The sequence below is a fragment of the Actinomadura syzygii genome, from assembly GCF_008085905.1.
Lineage (GTDB): Bacteria > Actinomycetota > Actinomycetes > Streptosporangiales > Streptosporangiaceae > Spirillospora > Spirillospora syzygii.
Window position 1 is genome coordinate 167,945 of sequence record NZ_VSFF01000012.1, and the last position, 23,002, is coordinate 190,946.

At 67.5% G+C, this 23,002-nt stretch carries 13 protein-coding genes, 1 pseudogene and 1 CRISPR repeat array; of the genes and pseudogenes, 11 read left to right on the top strand and 3 right to left on the bottom strand.

Annotation, left to right across the window (positions count from 1 at the left end; genetic code table 11):
- The first annotated feature begins 81 nt into the window (after positions 1 to 81).
- The gene (locus tag FXF65_RS30805; protein WP_148353571.1) at positions 82 to 855 is read left to right on the top strand and encodes an AfsR/SARP family transcriptional regulator; all 774 of its coding nucleotides are present in this window, start codon (positions 82 to 84) and stop codon (positions 853 to 855) included.
- A 452-nt stretch (positions 856 to 1,307) separates the two neighbouring features.
- Complete coding sequence (locus FXF65_RS30815; RefSeq protein WP_148353572.1) at positions 1,308 to 1,529, top strand: hypothetical protein; 222 nt, start codon at positions 1,308 to 1,310, stop codon at positions 1,527 to 1,529.
- Positions 1,530 to 2,139: 610 nt separating this feature from the next.
- Here the strand turns inward: FXF65_RS30815 and FXF65_RS46305 are convergent.
- Positions 2,140 to 2,382 (bottom strand): transposase, encoded by a 243-nt coding sequence (locus FXF65_RS46305; protein ID WP_222868803.1) that lies wholly within the window; start codon positions 2,380 to 2,382, stop codon positions 2,140 to 2,142.
- Between the two features lie 394 nt (positions 2,383 to 2,776).
- Here FXF65_RS46305 and FXF65_RS30825 point away from each other — a divergent pair, with 394 nt between their 5' ends.
- Positions 2,777 to 4,615 (top strand): ATP-dependent nuclease, encoded by a 1,839-nt coding sequence (locus tag FXF65_RS30825; RefSeq protein ID WP_222868804.1) that lies wholly within the window; start codon positions 2,777 to 2,779, stop codon positions 4,613 to 4,615.
- A 118-nt stretch (positions 4,616 to 4,733) separates the two neighbouring features.
- Here FXF65_RS30825 and FXF65_RS30830 read toward each other — a convergent pair.
- Positions 4,734 to 5,456: pseudogene (locus tag FXF65_RS30830) on the bottom strand (transposase family protein); the annotation flags it as partial.
- A 160-nt stretch (positions 5,457 to 5,616) separates the two neighbouring features.
- Positions 5,617 to 8,976, bottom strand: a complete 3,360-nt coding sequence (locus tag FXF65_RS30835) for a type ISP restriction/modification enzyme (protein WP_148353574.1) — start codon at positions 8,974 to 8,976, stop codon at positions 5,617 to 5,619.
- A gap of 703 nt (positions 8,977 to 9,679) precedes the next feature.
- On the opposite strand from FXF65_RS30835, the gene FXF65_RS46310 reads away from it, so the two are divergent.
- The 8 genes from FXF65_RS46310 (at position 9,680) to cas6e (ending at position 23,002) form a co-directional block, all read left to right on the top strand.
- Positions 9,680 to 10,042, top strand: coding sequence for an Arm DNA-binding domain-containing protein (locus tag FXF65_RS46310; protein ID WP_187412589.1), 363 nt, complete (start codon positions 9,680 to 9,682; stop codon positions 10,040 to 10,042).
- Between the two features lie 12 nt (positions 10,043 to 10,054).
- Positions 10,055 to 11,077 (top strand): tyrosine-type recombinase/integrase, encoded by a 1,023-nt coding sequence (locus tag FXF65_RS30845; protein ID WP_246199233.1) that lies wholly within the window; start codon positions 10,055 to 10,057, stop codon positions 11,075 to 11,077.
- A 543-nt stretch (positions 11,078 to 11,620) separates the two neighbouring features.
- A CRISPR array of direct repeats spans positions 11,621 to 14,637; the repeat unit is 29 nt; unit sequence GGGACCATCCCCGCGTGCGCGGGGAGCAC.
- A 418-nt stretch (positions 14,638 to 15,055) separates the two neighbouring features.
- Complete coding sequence (gene cas3, locus FXF65_RS30850) at positions 15,056 to 17,986, top strand: CRISPR-associated helicase Cas3' (RefSeq protein WP_148353576.1); 2,931 nt, start codon at positions 15,056 to 15,058, stop codon at positions 17,984 to 17,986.
- On the top strand, positions 17,976 to 19,685 hold the full coding sequence (gene casA, locus FXF65_RS30855) for a type I-E CRISPR-associated protein Cse1/CasA (RefSeq protein WP_148353577.1): 1,710 nt from the start codon (positions 17,976 to 17,978) through the stop codon (positions 19,683 to 19,685). The genes cas3 and casA overlap by 11 nt, the downstream gene beginning before the upstream one ends.
- Positions 19,682 to 20,392, top strand: coding sequence for a type I-E CRISPR-associated protein Cse2/CasB (casB, locus tag FXF65_RS30860; RefSeq protein ID WP_148353578.1), 711 nt, complete (start codon positions 19,682 to 19,684; stop codon positions 20,390 to 20,392). Before casA ends, casB begins: the two co-directional genes overlap by 4 nt.
- A complete protein-coding gene (cas7e, locus tag FXF65_RS30865; protein ID WP_148353579.1) occupies positions 20,389 to 21,594 on the top strand; it encodes a type I-E CRISPR-associated protein Cas7/Cse4/CasC in 1,206 nt (401 codons plus the stop codon). Before casB ends, cas7e begins: the two co-directional genes overlap by 4 nt.
- On the top strand, positions 21,591 to 22,298 hold the full coding sequence (gene cas5e / locus FXF65_RS30870; protein WP_148353580.1) for a type I-E CRISPR-associated protein Cas5/CasD: 708 nt from the start codon (positions 21,591 to 21,593) through the stop codon (positions 22,296 to 22,298). The genes cas7e and cas5e overlap by 4 nt, the downstream gene beginning before the upstream one ends.
- Positions 22,298 to 23,002, top strand: a complete 705-nt coding sequence (gene cas6e / locus FXF65_RS30875) for a type I-E CRISPR-associated protein Cas6/Cse3/CasE (RefSeq protein ID WP_148353581.1) — start codon at positions 22,298 to 22,300, stop codon at positions 23,000 to 23,002. The genes cas5e and cas6e overlap by 1 nt, the downstream gene beginning before the upstream one ends.

Here is a 23,002-nt window from a genome sequence, read left to right on the forward strand (position 1 = left end):
GTTTGCCAAGGTGGCGGAGGTAAGGGGAAAGGCCGTCAGCCGTAAGGGCCCGACCGATCACTTCTCCGGGTTGGTGCGACAGTGAGGTATGAGATCCTGGGTTCGCTGCGCGTCGTCGACGAGGAAAAGACTCTCGTCATCAATGCGCGCAAGATGGAAGTATTGCTGACCACGTTGCTGATCAGGGCGGGAGAAGTGGTCTCGCTCGACCAGCTCGTCACCGAGATCTGGAACCACAATCCGCCCAAACGGGCCACCGACGCGCTGTACGTCTACATTTACCAGTTGCGCAAGCTGCTGACCCGGCCCGGCCGGGCGGAGACCCCGATCGTCACCCGCGCCCCGGGATATGTCCTGTGCCCGCGCGATCACGAGTTCGACTTCTGGCAGTTCCAGCAACTCGTCAACGAGGGCCGGGACGCCGCCCGCGCGAACCGGCCGGAACAGGCCGCCACCGCGCTCGGCGCGGCCCTCGACCTGTGCCGCGGCCCCATCCTGCCCGAACTGCGCGACGGCCCGATCATCGCCGGCTTCGTCACCTGGCTGGAGGAACTGCGGCTGGAATGCACCGAGTGGTTCGTCGAGTCCAACCTGGCGCTCGGCAGACACCGCGAGATGGTCCGCTTCCTCTACGGCCTCGTCGGCGAGCAGCCGCTGCACGAGGCGTTCTACAGGCAGCTCATGCAAGCGCTGTACCATTCCGAGCGGCGCGCCGACGCCCTGAAGGTCTACCAAATGGCACGGAAGACACTTCAGGACGAACTGGGCCTGGAACCGGGCCGCGCCCTCCGGGAACTCCAACAGCGCATACTGCTGGCCGACGAACCATACGGCGAACACGCCGCAGCGGGCTGAACGACAGTCGCCGCGAGCGGCCACGGTGGCGAGCGCCCATTCTGCCCGCTATTCCGGAGCAGCCCGGCCCTGTGGACGACCGTGACTGCGTCGCCTGCGGCTAAATCAAGCATCCCATCACGCACATCAAAATACGCTGTGCGATGACCGACTCAATTTCCGGCGAGTTTGGACGATCCCGTGTCCGGCGTACTCTTTCGTCGGCGCTAGAAACGGCCGAGTCCCATTGAGCGAGGATGGGATCGTGACGGACGAGACGCAGCGGCCTGGCGCGGGCGCATCGAGCACGTTCGCGGCGCCGACCTGGGCGCCGACACCGCCCAGACCTCGGGAATGCGCAGGTACGAGGCGCTCTCGGGGAAGACCGTGGACTCGGAGCGGCTCTGGATGGGCCGCACGCACGCCCGCGACCAACTCGGGCGACCACCACCTGGACCAGCTCGGCGGCCATCTTGCTGCGCGCCGGGCACGACTTGAAAGTCGTGCAGGAGACTCTGAGGTTGTCATCGATCACGATCGCCTCTGACACCTACATCAGCGTCCTTCCCGACCTGGCCCGCCAGTCCGCCGAAGACGCAGCCGCCGTCATCCTCAACGCCCGCACCGAACCCGAACCCACCGAAACGGCAACACCCGGACGCATCGCCCACCTGGCCGAGGTATCAAGACGATGACCAGCGGAGGTTGACCGCCGGATTCTTCGCACCGGTGTCCGCATCCGAGCCTCAGCTTGCACGCGCACACCAGGTCGCCCGCTCAACGCAGACGGGAGGACATCCCGAACGGAGTCCAGGATCTTGGCAGTGGTAAGACTGCAGGTCAGGGGTGCCGCGCCCGGCAGGATTCGAACCCGCGACCGTCGGATTAGAAGATCCCTCGATCACCTGCCGTCCCGTCACGCAGGCCGCTGCGCTGTGCCGCTATACACCGTTCCGTCTGCCCGGCGGCGCCGTTGAGTGATGTCTTGTGCCGCTCAGGCCCGAGCTGTTCCGCGACATACGAGCAAACAACGAGCGAACACGGCCCCCACGCCAACAACTATGCAGCTGGTGTTTGAGCCGGTCGATGCCGCACTCCACAGCATGGCGGTCGCGGTAGTCGCCGGGATCGGCGGCCACGGTGTCCCTGCCGAAAATTTGTCTGCGCAGGTAAAGCGGCATGTTCGTACTCGTTCGTGGCTTACCCCTCCGGCGGCTCGGCCTGCGCAGCCCCCCCTTTTGCGGGCGTCGGCGGCGTGCTGGTGCGCCCGCATGACGGTGGAGTCCACGTTCACCTCCCAGGTGATCAGCCCCGCCGCGTCGCGTCCGACCGGGTCTGCAGAGCGGTCAGGACGCGCGCCCAGGTGCCCTCGCGCTGCCATCGGCGAAACAACCCGTAAACCATCTGCCAGGGCCCGTACTGCACGGGCACGTCTCGCCATGAAGAACCGACCCGCACCCGCCATCGGAGGCCGTCGATGAGTTGCCGCTTGCTCCAATTCGGCGGACGACCTGTTGGCTTGCGGATCGGCAGCAACGGCTCCAGCACCGCCTACTGCACGTCGGTCAGGTCGAACCGCCTCGTCACCGCTAGGCGTGGGCGCGACTGAGCCACTTCTGCCGATGTCCTACTAGTGGCCCAGTTGGCGGCCGGAGTGGCAAGGCGGCAACTCATTGACCGAGCCCGGCGGCGGGTCCGAGCCGGTGCCCTAGCGGGAGGTGGGCGTGGATTCCACGATCGCCTGGGCACATCAGCACGCCGCCGATGCCCGCAGTCGGCCTGGCGAGCAGGCCGAATCACTTATCAGTCGAGGTCGCGCAGACGTCCGGCGACTCCCTCCAGTTTACATTTTCTGTCGTAACGGCGCACTGCGGTCAGTCACCGAATTGGGTTGCGGTAGGACGCCTGTGAGCAGTGAGGTTGGTGTGTGCGGATAAAACGGGTGGCGATCAGGAACTATCGGTGTCTGCGAGACGTGGACATCCGCTTTGACGACATCACGACCTTCATCGGGCCGAACGGGGTGGGCAAGTCCGCGGTGCTGCGCGCGCTGGAGTGGTTCTTCAACGGTCCGCCGGGAGGCCGTGGGCTTACCGAAGACGACGTGTGGGCCGGGGCCGAGCGGAAGCAGATCAGCGTCGGGGTGGAATTCTCCGACCTCACCGACACGGACCGGAACGCGCTGGGCAAGTACGCGGCCGGTGACGTCCAGACCGTGTGGCTGTGGCGCCGTTGGGAGGACGGTTCCGACAAGCTGTCGGGACGCGCGCTCACCTACCCGCCCTTCGACGAGATCAGGGCCATCAAGGGTGCGGTGGATCGCCGCAAGCGTTACAGGACGCTGACCGACGAAGACCCCGGGCTGGACCTGCCGCCCGTCAAGAATGCTCAGGAACTGGACGACGCGATGACCAGGTGGGAGCGTGAGCACCCAGAGCTGCTTGAGGGGACGGAGCTCGATTCCGACACGCACTTCTTCGGGTTCGCCGGCCAGGCCAAGATGACCGGCCTGTTCGACTACGTATTCGTCAGCGCCGATCTGCGGGCTGGCGAGGAGGGACGGGATGTCAAGGGCTCCGTCATCGGGCGGATCCTGAACCAGGCCATCGACCGCAGTGAGGCGGAGGAGGAGATGGCCGAGCTGCAAATACTGGTCAACGCGAACCGGGAGAGCATCCAGAGTAAGCACTTCGGAAAGCAGCTGGAATCTCTCTCGGATCAGCTGACCACGGAGATCGAGCAGCTGACCATGGGCCGGCGCGTTCAGGTCGACTCGCTCGTACCCGAGCTGCTGTTGCCGCAGGCGCAGTTCCAGGTTTCCATCCAGGACGGCACTGCGCGCACCCGGATCGACCAGCAGGGACACGGCTTCCAGCGCGCCCTGCTCGTCACCGCCCTGCGTGTCCTCGCGCAGAGCGCCGTCACGGCAAGCGATCGCACGATCCTACTCGCGATCGAGGAGCCGGAGCTTTTTCAGCACCCGGTGCAGGCCCGCGCATTCGCAGCCATCCTGCGCAAGCTGGCCGCCGACACCGGCCACGGGGTCCAGATCGCGTACGGGACGCACAGTCCGTATTTCCTGGAGACCGAGGGCTTCGCGCAGATCCGCCGGATGACGCGCGAGTTCGCTCAAGGCGCACCGTCCGTGCGGATCCATTCGACAACCGCCGACGATGTCGCGGCCCGACTCAGCACAGTGCTGGGCAGGGACCAGATCGACCGGCGGCTGACGAACATGTACCTCCTGAACCTCCCCGAGGCGCTCTTTGGTCACGCCGTACTCCTGGTGGAGGGCAGTACCGACAAGGGTGTTTGGGAAGGTTGTGGTCAACGTTTGGACCCGCTGAAGAGACACAGCGTCGTGGTGGCCAACGTCGGTGGCAAGGACAACATCGCGCTGGCGCATGCGGTCCTCACCGAGTTGGGCGTGCCCTGCTACGCCGTCTTCGACGGTGATGCCAACTGCAAAGCGGATAAGGTCGAGGAGAACAAACGCAAGAACCGCTTGCTGGTCGGTTACCTCGGCGGGGTGCCAGAGGACTTTCCGGTGACGAAGGTGCACGACCCCTATGCGGTCGCCCACGAGGACCTGGAAACGTATCTGCGCAGCGAATGGCCCGACTGGGAGGACGCGCGGCGATCGCTCATCACCGACGGGCGTGGAGTGGACGGTAAGAACTGGGCCACCTATCGGCAGGCCGCTGTTGAGGCGATCTTGGATCCGCCGGCGTGGCTCAGCGACGTGATCTCCAAGGTCCGGGATCTGTGCCCCGACGGGTGAGACAGCGCCTCCGCGGAGCGAGAGTCCCGCCATAGAAGGTCCCGCTTTTGAGGTCCCGGATGACGGGCTTCGGCAATCCGAGAGTGAGCCTTCTTAGCGTGATGCGGTCTCGCGGAGTTTTCAGTGTGTGGATTGCCTTGGCGAGACGTCCGGGGCGGTGGGGGCAGCAGCGGAGCTTCCGCAAATTTCGCCATGGCTTGAGCTGGGCGTTCGCGTGTTCTCCGGGTCCGCGGAGCTTGGCGCGCCAGCGGTTGGCGTCCTTTTGCGGTTCGGGCTTGTCGCAACCCTTGAAGGACGTGCGCGCGGGCGCTGTGGTAGGCCTTGTCGGCCAGCACGAGCAGCCCGGTTGCGGCCAGTGCTCAGATGATGCCCCAGATCCGGGCCGCGGTCCGAGCCGCGCAGGGGTCCCGACACCCACAGCAAGGTCCCGTCCGGAGGGCGATGATCTGGAGGTTCATGCCGTGGCGGCGGTGTTTTTCCCGAGCAGCAGGGCCGGTTGGCGGCGACCCGGTCGATCGAGATCAGGGTGCCGCCCAGCACCAGATACAGCAGCTCGTCCTTGACCGCGTTGGACAGCGCGGCGCCGAGGTTGTGCGCGCGGGCGGCCAGTACGTTGACGGCCCCGCTGACGTAGCGTCACGCGGTGGTGACGGAGACGGCGAATCCGGCACCCAGGTCGGCGTAGGTCTCGCCCTTGCGCAGGTAGACCAAGGTCATCAGGGCCTGCATGCCCGCAGGAAGGCACCGGCCCTTGCTACCGATGGCCCGGCGGCACACCACCCCCGGTGGTGTAGGCCAGGGTCTGACGCGACAATGGCAGCGAAGCACGGTACAAAAGCATGTGAGGCCTCTGGTGTGGACGGGGGTTGTGAGAGATCAACTGTGCTAACGAGAGCTTCTTGACGTCCGGCACCGCCTACGCCGTCCGCGATCATGCTGTGATCAGCACACACACGGAACGGCCGCTGAAAATCCTCAGTTCCGCCTCGAGCATCGAGCAATTAGTCTGCGGGCGCCTGTTGTTCGAAATGCTGGAGGAGGGGCTGAGTAAGTGGGTCTCTGATCAGTCGTGGTGCCGCTGTGGCGGTTATTGGAGGTGGAAGCACTCCCGCTGTGGTGAGTTTTGACGCGCTTACTGTTCGATGGGTGCATATCCTCTGAAGGAGGTCCTTCTGTTGGTCCTCTAGGGCCACGCATCCAGTGAGAACCGCAGTGAGGGCGAGGAGTTCGTCGGTCATCGCGGCCGTCCAGCGTTGCGGCCTGACGTGGTCAAGTGGGGAGGACCGGCCGTGGTACTCGGTGGTTCGGTAGTTCAGCCAGTGCCGTATGACTCGCATGCCCCCGACGTCGTACTCCCAGACGTCTAGTGTCACGGGGCGGATGCTGCCAGCGCCGATGTGTAAGGTCAGGGAGGTCGCATCGTGAGTGATCTCTCCGGCCGAGCGGGAGGGCAGGGTACTGATCGGCGCAGGATTATGGATGCCGAAATGCTGGGCGAGAACTCGATGTCCACGGGGCCGACCTGCGGCACCATCATGCTGGTGCTCGCCGAAGGTGTGCAGCCACAATAGGTGCCGCCCGAGTTCGACGGCCTCGGCCCACAGCTCGGGTTCCGTCGTCAAAGGTACACGGACGCCAGGAAGCTTGAGGTCTGAGCGGAACCGTTCGGTGTAGCCGCGGTGAGCGGTGACGGCGGCCATGTAGGAGAGCAGGTCGCTGGCTGTGACCGTGGACTTCAAGATCTGTGAAAGTATGGATAGCAGGCCGGGGGCGATGTTGGTTGAGGTGTCGCTGGTGTCGTGGGCGTTTCGGTAGAGCGGCCTTATGCCACCGCCGCGACCGTTGAAGTGATCCAGGTCGGGAATGTGGTTGGTGAATAAAAGCCCTGGGCCGCTCTTGATGCTGTGGGAATCCTGCTCATTCACATAGATCTGGTGATCTGAACGTACGGCCCACAGCGGCGGCCGGGGCATCTCCATCAGGCGGCTGTCGGGAATTATCCACTGCCGGTCAAACGGACGATACGCGACGGGGATAGGTTCCGGGCAGGGGCCGGTTTCTCCAGAGAGTGATCCGCTGGCGGGTGGAAAGCCAGGGAGAGGGCAGGGCGCAGTGTCAATCTTGCGGTCGCGCCCCTCCTTGAATAGCTGGACACGACTGGTGCCGGAAGCTGTGATTAGCTGGAGCCAGCGGGTCTTGAGAGTGTCTGGATCGGGGGCGTAGATCCATGAGCGGCCTGGGGTGATGCCGCGTGATCGCCACGGCATGATGTCGCTGAGCGCTGGATACTGCGACCATTCGGGAGTTGCTTCCGGGAGGAAGGGCGCTTCCCAGCCGTTTCTGCAGGTCCGCCATTCCGGATCGTCTGGTCCGAGCGCGGCGAGCCGGGCCAGTTTCCCTTGTCGGCTTCCGTGAAGTTCCAGATACCGGACGATGGCCAGCCTTGTGGGTGCGGGATCGTTGGAGCGGCTGAAGACGGCGATGCAGAGTTGGCGACTGACCGCTGCGCCGAAGATTCGTGTTCCGGCTTTGGATCGGTTGCCCTCAGGTGACAGTTCGATGACCCAGCCCTCGTCGCAGATGCTCCGCAGGTAGCGGCGGACACCGGCGAACGCCCTGCTGCTGATGAGGCTCGCTGGAACGATGAAGGCGACGACTCCCTGGTTGTGGTCGTCGTGGGCCTCGAATGCCTTCCAGATGGCCCAGCGCCAGAACAGCCACGGCATGCCGTGTAGATCGGACGTGTACCTGCCCATTCCGGGAGTGCGGAACTCATCCAGGGAGGGTCGAGTCCGGTTGCCGTCCGTGCCGGAGTGGCGGGGCTGCTCGATCCAAGGTGCCTGTCCCTTGGTGTTCTCCACGTGGGGTGGATTACCGATCACTACCATGACGGGCACTTCGCGTTTGAAGCGGTTGGCCTCCTGGCGGGAGCGTTCCAGAGGCCAGGTGGCGGCGCCGCCCATGCGCCCTTGCTGTGCCGCCGGGTTCTCAAGGGCGTCAGTCAGGAAGCGGGTCTCGACACTGGGGACCTCGGTGCTGAAGCGGGACAAGGCTTGATGGATGCGCAGCTCGGTGATCGCGTAGGGAGCGACCTGTACCTCGAAGCCCACCAGCCGGGTGGAAAGCAGTTCGCGTAAGCGCTCGTTGCGTGCGCCGTCTCCTTGGGCCTGGCCGATGGTGTCGGCGACGCGTTGGACGACCTCGACCAGGAAAGTTCCTGTGCCCATCGCGGGATCGACCACGACGACGTCGTCATCGGCGAAGCCCCATGGTCTTTCCAGCCGACTGCGCAGGATCTGGTCGACGAAGTCGACCATGGCATGCGCCACGGGTTCGGGTGTGTAGTAGCTGCCGCTTTCTTTGCGTCTGCTCGGATCGTAGGCGGCAAGGAATTTCTCATAGAGATCGACGTAGATGCTTGGCCGAATGCCCTTGGGCCGGGTGAAGTCGACTACACCAATGATGCGGTGCAGGGTGTCGATCGTGCGGAGTTCCTCCACGGCGGCACTGTCCAGCAAGACCTGGAAGGCCCGCCCGATGAGGAGGTGCTTCTTGCTGAGCTGGCGGCCGATCTCCAGCAAGGGTGTGCCCTGGAAGACGATGCCGTCCAGTCGGGCCAGCAGCATCGCAAAGACGATGGTCTGGGCATAGGCGTCGGCGAAGCCAAGGTCGTCCAAACCGGGGAAGAGCAGGGCACGCCAGTCCTCGGCGAGCAGGCTGAGTCCTTCGTAGGCGCGATGATCGGGCGAGCCACGCAGAATCGCCACGACTTCGTCGCGCAGCAGCCGACACAGTCCAGCGACTCGCCGGATGAGTTCGGGCAGGGAGGTCAGCCGCTTAGGCTCCCAACACAGAAAATCAAGGACGAGATCCGAGAACCCAGCGCCGGAGAGACGAAGGGGTTTGCGAGGATTGGTGAGGTCACCGTCCAAACGGACAAGATTCTTGCATTCACCGAACGAGTAATGTGCCCACGACGTGCCGTCAGTGTAGATCAAGTTGGGCAGGGCGCGGAGCCGTTCCCATTGCTCTCGTTCACGTTTGTTCGGACGCCACTCCTTGGTGCAGGGCACGCCCCGCTTGGGGGCCTTGACTTCCAGGTAGCCCACACGGGTGCTACCGAGATCAACGGCGTAGTCGGGGCGAGCGCGGATGTCCTTAAGCAGCACCTCGCCGTAGGCCACGGCGTCAAGTCCGAGCTTGAGTGCTACCCGCTTCAGCAGAAGCTCCAGCGGTCCGCGAAGCTGATCTTCCGGGGCTCCGCCTCGGCTCAGCTTCTCGCTGACGTCGGCCCCGAAACCCGCGACCGCTTCCTCGACCGTGCACCCGGGCAACGGATCACGGCTTCGGCTTCCGGCCATGAAGGATCCCGCCTTCCAAGACAGTGAATCCACCCTGCCTGGAGAATGACCCGCGGCTCAGCAAGGCTCAAGAGCCTGCCTAAAACTCTTTTGGCCACAATGGGCAACGAACACTGGTTAACGCCTTCGTATGCGCCAGACCGACGGGCCACTGGAATGAAATCTGCTGGGTGCAGATCGCGCACGTAAGCACATCTGGTCGAAGTGCCGCCGGTTTGCTCCGGTAGCCTCGCTGCCTTGGGGGCGGGACCGCGACGTCAATGCCCAAAAAGGTAGATCTTTCACGATTCGCGGGACTCCCAGGCGAACGCGGTGGTCGACTTCCTCACGTGCCGCTGGGCCAGTACGTCAACGTGTGACAACATCAGATGTGCGGTGAGTAAGGACAGCGCCTACAGAGTGCGGGCCGTCGCGTCGATATCGTTGGTCGACGTGTCCTAAACCTGGTGACGGGTGGCCTCACCGACCGACGGTTCCAACGTCGCCGACGTCAACGGGCCTACCGGGGATTGGCGATTGGACGCGCACTCGGACGAGGCATGGGCATAGCTACCCGCGACTGCCGCAGGTTTGCGAGGTATGCGCCTATACCCGATGTGAGCACCGCCCACACTTGCAACAGGGAGCAAGATGGAGTCCACCGGGTCTGGTGATGTGTCCCTGGCCCGCAGGCTTGAGTGTCCTGGGTTGCGTAGATGGCGCCATGGTGTTCATCAAGGGTTCTGGTCGGGTGTACCGGCGCTGTGGCTGTGTGGACCCGCAGTCGGGGAAGGCGCTGGGCGCGGGCTGTCCGAAGCTGGGGGCTGGCCGTCGGCATGGGAGTTGGTATGTCCGGCTGGAGTTGCCGGTTGGGTCCGATGGGCGCCGGCGACGGGTTCGGCGTGGTGGCTTTGGTACGCGGAAGGCGGCCGAGGAGGCGCTGGCGCGGCTGGGTAAGCCGTCGGGCGCGGGTGGTGGGCTGCTCACGGTCGGGGCGTGGCTTGCACAGTGGCTTGCCACTCGGACCGGCGCGGCCTCCACGAGTAAGAACTACGGCCATCACGTCCGCCGCTACCTGACCCCGTAGTTGGGGCGGATCGTGCTGGTGGAGCTGTCAGTCGCGCACGTGCAGGCGATGTTCGCGGCGATAACCCGTCAACACGAGGCGCGGGGTGCGCCGTTATCGGCGGCGACCCTGAACCGGATCCGTGCGACGTTGCGCACGGCGTTGAACGCGGCGATCCGGTACGGGCTGATCGGGGACAACCCGGCGTCGCGGGTGCAGTTGCCGGTGGCGCGGCGTCCGCGGGCGGTGGTGTGGACCGCGGCACGGGTGGAGCATTGGCAGCGGACGGGGGAGCGGCCTCCGGTGGCGGTGTGGACGGCCGTGCAGACCGCCGAGTTCCTGCACGCGATCCGAGAGCACCGGCTGTACGCGGCGTTCCACCTGATCGCGCTACGCGGGCTACGGCGCGGGGAGGCGGCCGGGCTGCGGTGGTGTGACGTGGACCTGGACCAGCGGGCGGCGGTGATCTGCCAGCAGATCCAGCAGCACCAGGGGTATCTCACGGCGTGTCCGCCCAAGACCGCCACCAGCGCCCGCGTCATCGCGCTGGACCGCACCACCGCCGCCGCACTGCGTGATCATCGCGAGCGGCAGCAGCGTGAAAAGGCAGTGTCGGGCCACCGTGACAGTGGCTATGTGTTCACCGGCCTCAACGGTGATCCGCTGGCCCCGGAGCGGCTGACCCGGCTGTTCCGTGACCTGGTCGCCGAGCATGGGTTGCCGCCGGTCCGGTTGCATGATCTCCGTCATGGTGCGGCGACGTTGGCGTTGGCGGCGGGGGTGGAGTTGAAGGTGGTGCAGGACATGCTGGGGCATTCCAGCATCGTGCTGACGGCTGACACCTACACCTCGGTGCTGCCCGAGGTCGCTCAACGTGCGGCGGAGAGGACCGCTAAGCACCTGTTGAAGGCGGGCCAGCTGGTGCCCGGCACCAACCGGGTGTGTCGGCGAGACACCGGCTGCCGGAAACGCCGACGCGGCAAGGCCGGTGCGGTCCCACCACGGGTGTCGGTGGCGCATCCTGCACGTCAGCTCGGCCGACCGCAACGCTGCTGACCCCCGGATAGCAGGAGCGGCCGATGGGCCGCATCGTCGAGTAATCGTGAGCCCCGGGCTCCCAGTCCTTCTACCTGGAGGACCAACTGGATAACCGTCCGTATCGGCGCCGGTGACAGGTCGATACGCGATGAGTGCTGCCTTTCCGAGGCTCGGGATCGTTGTTGATGTTGCTGTGTGGGGCTTGCCCGGTGTGTGGGGGAATGCCTGGGCCCCAGGTGGGCCTCAGTCCGGCCCCATGCGGGCGGGGCGGCACGTCCGGGGTGTGGTGTTTGCACTGGTCAGGGGTGGCGCGCCCGGCAGGATTCGAACCCGCGACCGTCGGATTAGAAGAGTTACCCGCCGGCTTCAATGTCCTTTCGGGTTGTCGGCTGCCGGCATGTTCCGCGACATACGAGCAAACAACGAGCGGACACAATCCGGTGTTGCGCAGGTTCGTGCCTCGGGGCGGGGCACAAACGGCACCTACGCCGCCACCACTGGGACAACCTGGAGATCTCGTCCCTGTGGATCCCACCGTCTCGTATGGCGGGGCTACATGGAGGGACTATCCCCGCGCAGGCGGGAAGCACGTCCTCCGAGTCTGGTTCACCGAGGACTCTGGGAGACCAGCCCCGCGTGCGCGGGGAGCACTTCCGGCTCGGGCTCGTCCGGCGACCGCTGGAGGGACCATCCCCGCGTGCGCGGGGAGCACGGGGCGCCCGCTCTGTCCGGGTGCCCGCCGCGGGGACCATCCCCGCGTGCGCGGGGAGCACGTGACTGAGATCCCGCGCTTGCCGTGGGAGCAGGGGCCATCCCCGCGTGCGCGGGGAGCACGTCATGGAGACGACCTTCTCCACGCTCGCCGGGGGACCATCCCCGTGTGCGCGGGGAGCACGTCGCGTCGTCCAGCGACGCAGGCGAAACGTAGGGACCATCCCCGCGTGCGCGGGGAGCACACGCTCCATCGCGAGGTGCGCGCTCCCATGGTGGGACCATCCCCGCGTGCGCGGGGAGCACCGGTTCCTCACCCCGTGCTGTGCCGACCCGGTGGGACCATCCCCGCGTGCGCGGGGAGCACGACATCCCCGGCAGGCCGGGGGCTCCCTTCCGGGGACCATCCCCGCGTGCGCGGGGAGCACAGGTTCTCGTCCTCCAGCAGGCCGTGAAGCGAGGGACCATCCCCGCGTGCGCGGGGAGCACTACCGCGACACCCTCACCGGCCCCCGCGCCTCGGGACCATCCCCGCGTGCGCGGGGAGCACCTTGAATAGACGCTCTGGTTGGAGGAGAACTGGGACCATCCCCGCGTGCGCGGGGAGCACGATCCGATCAGGTTGTCGGGGGTGACCGCGACGGGACCATCCCCGCGTGCGCGGGGAGCACAGTGGAAGGCTCGTGGTCCTCGTCTCCAGGAGGGGACCATCCCCGCGTGCGCGGGGAGCACCCGAGCTGCAACCGGGTGGCGGGCCAGTTCGGGGGACCATCCCCGCGTGCGCGGGGAGCACCGCCGCTCAACATCAGACCCCGTCCCATATGAGTGGACCATCCCCGCGTGCGCGGGGAGCACCAGCCGGGCGTTGCTCATTCGTCCTCCCGTTGGGGACCATCCCCGCGTGCGCGGGGAGCACCGAGCATCGGGCCGCACCTGTTCGCGACCACGGGGACCATCCCCGCGTGCGCGGGGAGCACCTGTGGCGGGCCACCCTGGCGCTGTCGGAGTCGGGACCATCCCCGCGTGCGCGGGGAGCACCCATGCAGCAGCGCGCCAAGAAGGGCGCCGACGGGACCATCCCCGCGTGCGCGGGGAGCACTCCGTGACCTTGATCATCGGCGGGCGGTGGGTGGGACCATCCCCGCGTGCGCGGGGAGCACACGGGGTCGATCTCGTGGGGCTCTGGCCGGAAGGGACCATCCCCGCGTGCGCGGGGAGCACGCCATGACCGCGCTCGGGCCCGTAGCGGTCGGGGGACCATCCCCGCGTGCGCGGGGAGCACCAAGAACGCCATCTGGTGAGGGTTGGGGCGGCGGGACCATCCCCGCGTGCGCGGGGAGCACCGGCTCCCCACAGCAGGAACACTGTGGCCACCGGGACCATCCCCGCGTGCGCGGGGAGCACTCAGCCTGACGCTGGGGGAGCGAGCACCCGAGGGGACCATCCCCGCGTGCGCGGGGAGCACGGACTAGCGAACGAGTCCTTGAGGGCCGGTCTGGGACCATCCCCGCGTGCGCGGGGAGAACCCGACGTCGGGCGACTGGATGGCGACCTCGCCGGGACCATCCCCGCGTGCGCGGGGAGCACACGGCTTCACCCTTCGGGTCTCCGACATCGTCGGGACCATCCCCGCGTGCGCGGGGAGCACGGCCCCGTCCAGACGCACGCGCTCCCCGCCCGGGGACCATCCCCGCGTGCGCGGGGAGCACCGGGAGGCATGGTCCAAAGTGCAGGCCGCGCCGGGACCATCCCCGCGTGCGCGGGGAGCACTCACCCAGAGACCGGGGGTTTCGTCATTGTCAAGGGACCATCCCCGCGTGCGCGGGGAGCACCCGGCTCGTCCATCCAGATGGGCCCCTACGACGGGACCATCCCCGCGTGCGCGGGGAGCACGGTCCATGCCGAACATGGGGTTCCTTTCAGGGGGGACCATCCCCGCGTGCGCGGGGAGCACTTCGCGGACTTCTCTGCCGAACCCCTGGAACAGGGACCATCCCCGCGTGCGCGGGGAGCACATCCCCAAGCGCGTCATTGAGCTCCGGACGCCGGGACCATCCCCGCGTGCGCGGGGAGCACGAGCCGTCCGTGTTCTTGTTGCGGGCCGTGGGGACCATCCCCGCGTGCGCGGGGAGCACTCGACCGGGGCGTCCGCGACGACCTGCACCCAGGGACCATCCCCGCGTGCGCGGGGAGCACTTCCCCCACACCAGCGCGAACGACCGTGCGCCGGGACCATCCCCGCGTGCGCGGGGAGCACGAACCCAAACCCGCCGGTGCGGGCATCACGGGGGGACCATCCCCGCGTGCGCGGGGAGCACGTCATCCGCGAGATCGTCTTGCGCTGCACCGAGGGACCATCCCCGCGTGCGCGGGGAGCACGCAAGTCCTGATCAGCGCAGACGGTACCCACGGGGACCATCCCCGCGTGCGCGGGGAGCACGGCCCGGTAGAGGCGGGACCAGGACCGGGCTCGGGACCATCCCCGCGTGCGCGGGGAGCACAGCGGCCCGATCTGGGTCACCGATCCGGCTGAGGGACCATCCCCGCGTGCGCGGGGAGCACACAGAGCTGACCGACCGGAAGCGCATCGCGCAGGGACCATCCCCGCGTGCGCGGGGAGCACCGGTGTGGGCTTCATGGCTTCCCCTTCCTGCTGGGACCATCCCCGCGTGCGCGGGGAGCACCGCACCATGTACGCGACCGCCGCGATACCCGCGGGACCATCCCCGCGTGCGCGGGGAGCACGGGGCCTGCGTGCCTGGCAAGCCCTGCGGGCTGGGACCATCCCCGCGTGCGCGGGGAGCACCACGGCGACGTGGAGACGGACCCGCGCAGGGTGGGACCATCCCCGCGTGCGCGGGGAGCACTCTCCCTGACCTGGGACTCTATGGAGCGGTCGGGCCGTTCTGAAGCACTTCTGCGGATAAGGACATTTCGGGCAGTCGGTTCGATGTCGCGTAAGTTGCCTGCGGTTCGCCGCGTTCGGTGACTGGCGAGGCTCTATGGCCAGATTCGTCGGCCCGGGTCGTTCAACTCAGTGGTGCCATCTCTGAGGGGTGCCTGGAGATGCGCTGTGTGAGTGGCTATGGACGCTGGATCTTAGTGGACCTTGATCTGGTGGAGGCAGTCTGCTTTGGTGCATGACTTGGCGTTTCGGTGGCATGTCATAGATTTGTCTGATCCTGCCCAATTTGGAAAGAAGTGGGCAATGTGTCGTACTTCCTGTACATGCGAGTTTGAGGGCTCAACTGGCCTCTTGTGGTCGGTGATGCTGACTGGGAGAAGATGATCGCTCCTGTCGTGTTGAATCCGCTTGTGTTCGAGGGCGAAGTGGGGGGTGCTTGGCTGCGGGGGCGGCTGTCGGAGGCGGCTCGTTCGGTCTGGGCTAAGCATGATCGGAAGTCCGACGGGTGGCTGCCGTTGTGGCGGCATCTGGCTGACAGTGGTGCTGTCGCAGGGCGGTTGTGGGATGCCTGGGTGCCTTTCCAGGTCCGCGCGGTGGTGGCTGATTGCCTTCCTGAGGGTATTGAGGATGCTCGTCGGCTAGTGGTTTGGTTGGCGACGACGCATGACGTTGGTAAAGCGACGCCGGCGTTTGCGTGTCAGGTTGATTCGCTGGCGGACAAGATGCGCGATGTGGGCTTGGGTATGCCGTCTCGCCAGCGGTTGTCTGACCGCAGGCTTGCCCCTCATGGCCTGGCAGGGCAGGTTCTGTTGCGGGAGTGGCTGGTTGAGCGGGGCTGGCCGCGGTCTGTGACTTTGCCGTTCTCGATTGTTGCGGGTGGGCATCATGGGGTGCCGCCGACGAATGCGGGCATCCGCGAGCTGAATGTGCATCCTGATCTGCTGTGGTCGCCGGGTTGTGAATCGGCGTGGCGAGGCGTCCAGAAGGAGATTTTGGATGCGTGTGCAGTGATGTGCGGGGTTGAGGGTCGCCTGGACGATTGGCGTCGGGTGAAGCTTTCGCAGTCGGCGCAGGTGGTGCTGACGGGTGTGGTTATCGTTGCCGACTGGATCGCCAGCAATTCTGATCTGTTCCCATATTTTCCCGATGGCTTAAATGTCAGCGGTAAAGAGCGTGTCGAGGCGGCGTGGCGGGGCCTTGCCCTTCCGGTGCCGTGGCGGGCGGCAGAGACGGACATCGACGTGGAGGAGTTGTTCTTCTCGCGTTTCGATCTGCCTGCCGATGCTTGTGTCCGGCCCGTTCAGACGCGCGCGGTCGAGGTGGCGAGGGGGATGTCGGCACCGGGGTTGATGGTGATCGAGGCGCCGATGGGGGAGGGGAAGACCGAGGCCGCGCTGGCTGTCGCGGAGGTGTTCGCGGCGCGTTCGGGAGCGGGCGGTGTATTCGTGGCGTTGCCGACGATGGCCACGGGCAACGCGATGTTTCCACGGATGCTGCGATGGTTGCGTCGGGTCCCGGACGCGGATGGTGCGGCGTTGCGGTCGGTGATGCTGGCTCATTCCAAGGCGGCGCTGAATGAGGACTTTGGTGAGCTGGTTCGGGCCGGGCGGCGAGCGGTCGCAGGTGTCGAGGTGGACGGTGGCCAGGCCGAGTGGCGGGCACTGGACGATAGGCACGTCTGGTCTGCTGAGCTGGTCGCGCACCAGTGGTTGCATGGACGTAAGAAGGCGATGCTGGCGTCGTTCGTGGTGGGGACGATCGACCAGTTGCTGTTCATGGGGTTGAAGAGCCGGCACTTGGCGCTTCGTCATCTGGCGTTGGCGGGCAAGGTCGTCGTCATCGATGAGGCGCACGCCTATGACACCTACATGAACTCCTATCTGGATCGGGTGTTGTCGTGGCTGGGCGTCTACGGTGTGCCGGTCGTGGTGTTGTCGGCGACGCTGCCCGCGCAGCGGCGCCGCGAGCTAGCCGAGGCGTATGCCGGGCCGGGCGCAGCCGACCTCGCCAAAGTCGGGAAGACCACGGGGTATCCGCTGCTGACCGCGATCGAACCGGCGAGGCCCCCGGTAGTGGAGGAAGCGGCGGCGTCGGGGCGGCGTACCGACGTGTGGGCCGAGCCGCTGAGTGACGATCTCGGTGCTCTGGCGGAACGACTGGAGTATGAGCTGGCCGGTGGCGGTTGCGCGCTGGTGGTGCGCAACACGGTCGGACGGGTCCTGGAGACGGCCCAGTTTCTGCGGGCCCGGTTCCCGACGGTGACCATCACCGTTGCCCACGCTCGTTTCGTTGATCTGGACCGGGCCGGGAACGACGCTGAGCTGCTCAGGCTTTTCGGGCCACCCGGAAGGGATGCGGGTGAGCGTCCCGGGAAGCACATTGTGGTGGCCAGTCAGGTCGCCGAACAGTCTTTGGACATCGATTTCGATCTGCTGGTGACGGATCTGTGTCCTGTCGACCTGCTGCTGCAGCGGATGGGGCGTCTGCATCGGCATGAGCGCGGTGAGCGGCAGTGCGAGCGCCCCGAGCGGGTGCGGGTCGCGCGGTGCCTGGTGACGGGTGCGGACTGGGACGCGGTTCCGGTGGAGCCGGTCAAGGGGTCGCAGCGTGTCTACGGGCGGCATGCGCTGCTGCGGTCGGCTGGGGTGCTGGAGCTGTACCTGTCGGGGACGGCGGCGACGGGTCACGTGGTGCGGCTGCCCGAGGACATCAGCCGGGTGGTGCAGGCGGCCTACGGGACGGGGCCGGTCGGCCCGACGGCGTGGCAGGACGCGATGGAGCACGCGCATAAGGAGCACGTGGTGCGTCAGCAGATGTTGCGCGGCAAGGCCTCGGATTTCCAGATCAATGCGGTGGGGCGTCCGGGGCGGGCGCTGATCGGCTGGGTGGACGCCGGTGTCGGCGACGCCGATGACACCCGGGCTGGCCGCGCCCAGGTGCGCGACAGTCGGGAGTCGTTGGAGGTGCTGGTGGTGCAGCGCCTCGCTGACGGGACCGTCCGGACGCTGCCGTGGCTGGGGAAGAACGGGGGCCGGGAGTTGCCGACCGAGGCCGTCCCGCCGGGGGACCTGGCGCGGACCGTGGCGGCGTGTGGGCTGCGGCTGCCGTTCCAATTCTCGATCCCGGACGTGCTGGACCGGGCGATCGGGGAGCTGGAGGCCGATTGCGTCCTGGCGTGGCAGTCCAAGGACAGTCATTGGCTGGCCGGTGAGTTGATCTTGATGCTCGATGAGAACTGTCGGACCCGCTTGGCAGGCTTCGACCTGCTGTACACCCCTGCCGATGGTCTTGAGGTGACGAATGCCCGGTAAGGCTCCATTAGCGGCCTTCGACCTGACCCGCGAGTCGTGGCTGCCGGTACTGCGCGACGACGGTACCGAGGACGAACTGTCGTTGCTGGAGGTCTTCGCGCAGGCCGACACGGTGCGGCGTCTGGTCGGGGACGTCCCGACCCAGGAGCTGGCGCTGCTGCGTCTGCTGCTGGCGATTCTGCACGACGTGGTCGAGGGCCCCACCGATCTGGAGCACTGGCAGCAACTCTGGGAGGACGGCCTTCCCCTGCACGGGGACGACGGCGTCAGCGAATATCTGGCCCGGCACCGGAGCCGCTTCGACCTGCTGCACTCCGAGACGCCGTTCTTCCAGACGGCCGGGCTGCAGACCGCCAAGAAGGAGATCGCGTCCCTGGACCGGCTCGTCGCCGACGTGCCCAACGGGGCGCAGTTCTTCACCATGCGGGCGCGGGGCGTGGAACGGCTGTCGTTCGCCGAGGCCGCCCGGTGGGTCGTGCACGCGCACGCGTTCGACACCTCCGGCATCAAGACCGGCGCGGACAAGGACAAGCGCGCCAAGGGCGGCAAGGTCTATCCACTGGGCGTCGGGTGGACGGGCAACCTGGGCGGCGTGTTCGTCGAGGGCGCGAACCTGCGCGAGACGCTGCTGCTGAACCTGATCGCCTTCGACACCACCAACCTCAGAATCGACGCCGACCGGGACCGTCCCGCGTGGCGGCACCCGCCGCCCGGCCCGACACAGATGGAGCCGTTGGAGCTGAGCCGTCGTCCGGCGGGGGTGCGTGACCTGTACACCTGGCAGTCCCGGCGGGTCCGGCTGGCGTTCGATGACGAGGGCGTCCACGGTGTGGTGCTCGCCTACGGTGACCCGCTGAGCCCGCGCAACCAGCACATGCGCGAACCGATGACCAGTTGGCGGCGCAGCCAGGCCCAAGAGAAGAAGCTCGGCGTGGCCCAGGTGTACCTGCCGCGCGAGCATGACCCGGGCAAGAGCGCGTGGCGGGGGCTGGGCGCGCTGGTCGCGGGCCGCACCCCGGGGGCCGAGCAGCGCAACGAGGCGGCCGACATCGTCCGGCCGCGGATCCTGGACTGGGTCGCCCGCCTGACGGTCGAAGGCGACTTCGACCCGGACTTCCTGATCCGAGCGCGGCTGGTCGCCGCACGCTACGGGACGCAGCAGTCGGTGATCGACGAGGTGATCGACGATTCGGTCGCCATGCCGGTGGTGTTGCTGCACGAGCGCGACACCCGGCTCGGGCAAGCCGCGATCGACGCGGTCGCCGATGCCGACAGGGCCGTGAACGTGTTGGGCGACCTGGCCGCCGACCTCGCCCGCGCCGTCGGCGCCGGCCCCGATCCCGCCCGAGAACGGGCCACAACCCAGGCCTACGGCATGCTGGACGGCTCCTTCCGCGACTGGCTCGCCGCCCTGGACCCGAGCCACCCGCCCCAACCGCAGCGAGCGGCGTGGCAGGACACGGCCCGGACGATCCTCGCCCGGCTGGGAGCCCGGGAAGTCGCTGACGCCGGCGACGGCGCCTGGGAAGGGCGCGTCATCCAGACCGGCAAGGGCCAGGAGCTGTGGCTGACGTCCTCACGCGCCGAGGCGACCTTCCGCTACCGGCTCCGCAAAGCGTTGCCCGGGACCGCCCCCGAGCCTGAGCCCGATGAACCGGCGCGGCAAGCACTCGAGGAGCCCATGGAGGCCAGTTCATGACCGCCACCACCGCAGGCGAGCGGCAGTACGCGTCCGACCTGGTCGGTCAGGTCGTGGGGGACTTCGTCCGCGAGCTGCAGGACGGCTACCTGCGCGACACCAGCGCCGCGGTCGGCCGCCTGGCTCAGTTGCGCCGCGGCGCGGGCAAGCTGCCGCAGGACGTTCCGGAGCTGTGGGGCCTGACCGGGACCGAGCGGCTCTACCAGGATCAGACGCTCGGCGAGGAGCAGGCCGTCCGCGCAGAGAACGCGGTCTTCCTGGCCGTCACCCTGTACGCCTTGCACCAGCAGTCGCGCACCACACAGAAGATGCACATCCCCGGCGTTGACCTGGGCGCGGCCGTCCGGCGACTGATGCCGCCCGACAGGATCGACGAGCCGATCCGGCGGCGGTTCGTCCGGGTGGGGACGGCGGGAAGCCTGGAGGTCCTGGCCTACCGGCTCCGCGAGATCGTCTCCCTGCTGCGCCGCGACTCCATCCCCATGGACTACGCGCTGCTGGCACAAAACCTCTACCGCGCCCACACACCGGACGGGCTCGCGCAGGTCCGCCGGCAGTGGGGGCACGGCTTCCACACCTACCGGCCGCCCCGCGACCCGGGCGACCAGCCCCGGCCCCAACCGCCCGGACGACAAGAACAGACGCCGCAGGACGAGGCCGCCACCCGGGCCACCACCCAGGACAGCACTGACAAGGACGTCACATGACCCGCACTATCATCGACCTGCATGTGCTGCAGAGCGTCCCGCCCAGCAACCTCAACCGGGACGACACCGGCACGCCCAAAACCGCCGTCTACGGCGGGGTGCGCCGCGCCCGGGTGTCCAGCCAGGCGTGGAAGCGCGCCACCCGCACCAGCTTCCACGACCTGCTCGACCCCAGCGAGCTCGGCGTCCGGACCAAGCGGGTCGCCGAGCTGCTCGCCGACCGCATCCACGAGCTGGACCCCTCGATCCCGCAGACCGAGGCGTGGGATCTGGCCGCCGAGACCGTGCAGAACGCGACCGGCTCCAAGATCGAGGTCCCCAAACGCCGCGGCGGCACCGCCAAGAACGGTGACGAGGAGCCCGCGGCGGCCCCGGAGTCGAAGTACCTGATGTTCCTCAGCGCCCGCCAACTCGACGGCCTCGCCGAACTCGCCGTCGAGGGCCGCGACGACATCAAGACCTTCTTCAAGGACAAGGACACCAAGGCGCGGGCCAAGCAGATCGCCAACGCCCGCCACTCGGTCGACATCGCGCTGTTCGGACGGATGGTCGCCGACGGCGCCGACATCAACGTCGACGCCGCCACCCAGGTCGCGCACGCGCTCAGCGTCCACCAGGTGGAGAACGAGTCCGACTACTACACCGCCGTCGACGACCACAAGGAACGCGAGGACGACGACCTGGGCGCCGGCATGATCGGAACGGTCGAGTTCAACTCCGCCACCCTCTACCGCTACGCCGCCCTCGACGTCGACCGGCTGAGCGACAACCTCGGCAAGGGCCTGCGCGACGACGAGCCGCTCACCGAGCCGGTCCGCCGCGCGGTGGAGGCGTTCGTGGAGGGCTTCATCACCTCGATGCCGACCGGGAAGGTCAACACGTTCGGCAACCACACCCTGCCGGACGCGGTCGTGGTGAAGATCCGCTCGTCCCGTCCGATCAGTTTCGTGTCCGCGTTCGAGGAGCCCTGCAAGCAGGGCCCGGACGGCGGCGGGTTCGTCCAGGAAGCCGCCGCCCGGCTGGCTCGATACGTGCCCGAGATCGAGGACGCCTACGGCGTCGCCGACGACGCCCGAACCTGGGTACTGCGCGTCGGGAAGAACACCGAGCCCCTGTCCGCCCTCGGCACCCAGGTGTCCCTGCCCGAGCTGGTCAACGCGGTGGGCGAGGAGGTCGCCGGACGTCAGGAACAACAGCGGTGAGCGTCCTGACCATGCAGCTCGCCGGCCCCCTCCAGGCATGGGGGGCCTCGGCGCGGTTCGCGCGCCGCACGACCGAGCAGGCACCCACCAAAAGCGGCGTCATCGGCATGCTGGCCGCCGCGCTCGGTCTGCAGCGCACCGACGACCTGGCCGATCTGGCGGCGCTGCGCTTCGGTGTGCGCGTCGACCAGCGCGGTGTTCCCGTCCGCGATTACCAGACCGCACAGCATTTCGACACCGGCCGATCCATGCCGCTCTCCGAACGGTTCTACCTGGCCGACGCCGTGTTCGTCGCCGCGGTCGAAGGCGAAGGCGACCTGATCGAACGCCTGCACCGAGCGTTGCGCGAACCGGTCTTCCTGCCCTACCTCGGACGCCGATCATGCCCGCCGGCCCGACCGATCGAGCTCGCCGTCCACCACGACCAGACCCTCGACGCGCGGCTGGAAGACGAGCAGTGGCGCGCATCGTCGTGGCACCAGCGCAAAAGCCGTGAACCGATGGTGACCCTGGAGACCATCATCGAGGCCGACGGCACGGAGGGTCTGGTCGACACCCTGCGCGACCAGCCGCTCAGCTTCGACCCGCGGCACCGACGCTACGCGCTGCGCGGCGTCCGCCACCAGCCGGTGGAGATCCCCAACCCGGCCGCACCCCGTCCCATCGCCGACCACGACCCGACCGCCGCCCTGCGAGGCCAGTGATGTACCTGACGCGCTTCCGGATCAATCCCGAACGGATCGGCGCCCGCAAACTGCTGTCCTCCCCGCAGGTGCTGCACGCGGCCGTCATGTCGTCGTTCGCCGAACTTCCCGACCCGACACCGGACGCGCCGCGGGTGCTGTGGCGGATCGACCGCGACAGCCGCCACAGCACCCACCTGTGCATCGTCAGCCCCTACAAGCCTGACCTGACCCACCTGGTCGAACAGGCCGGATGGCCCACCACCGCCCGCTGGGAGACCTACGACTACGGCCCCTTCCTCGACCGCCTCGGCGCGGGCGACCAGTGGGCGTTCCGCCTCACCGCCAACCCGGTCCACTCCGTCCGCAACAAGGACGGCGTACCGACCAAGACCACCGCCCACATCAGCCCCCGCCACCAGCTGGGCTGGCTCCTGCAACGCCAACAGAGCGGCGGCTTCACCATCGTCCGCAAACCCTCCGCGCACAAACAGCAGGACGAGCTGACCCAGCACGAGTTGGCCCAGCATGAACTGGTCCTCCACAACCGCCGCCAACTCGCCTTCAAAAAGAAGGGGGCGGGCAAGCCGGTCACCCTGGTCACCGTCACCTACGACGGACGCCTCCACATCACCGACCCCGACGCCTTCCGCCGCACCCTCACCCACGGACTCGGCAAAGCCAAGGCCTACGGCTGCGGCCTGATGACCCTCGCCCGGGCATGA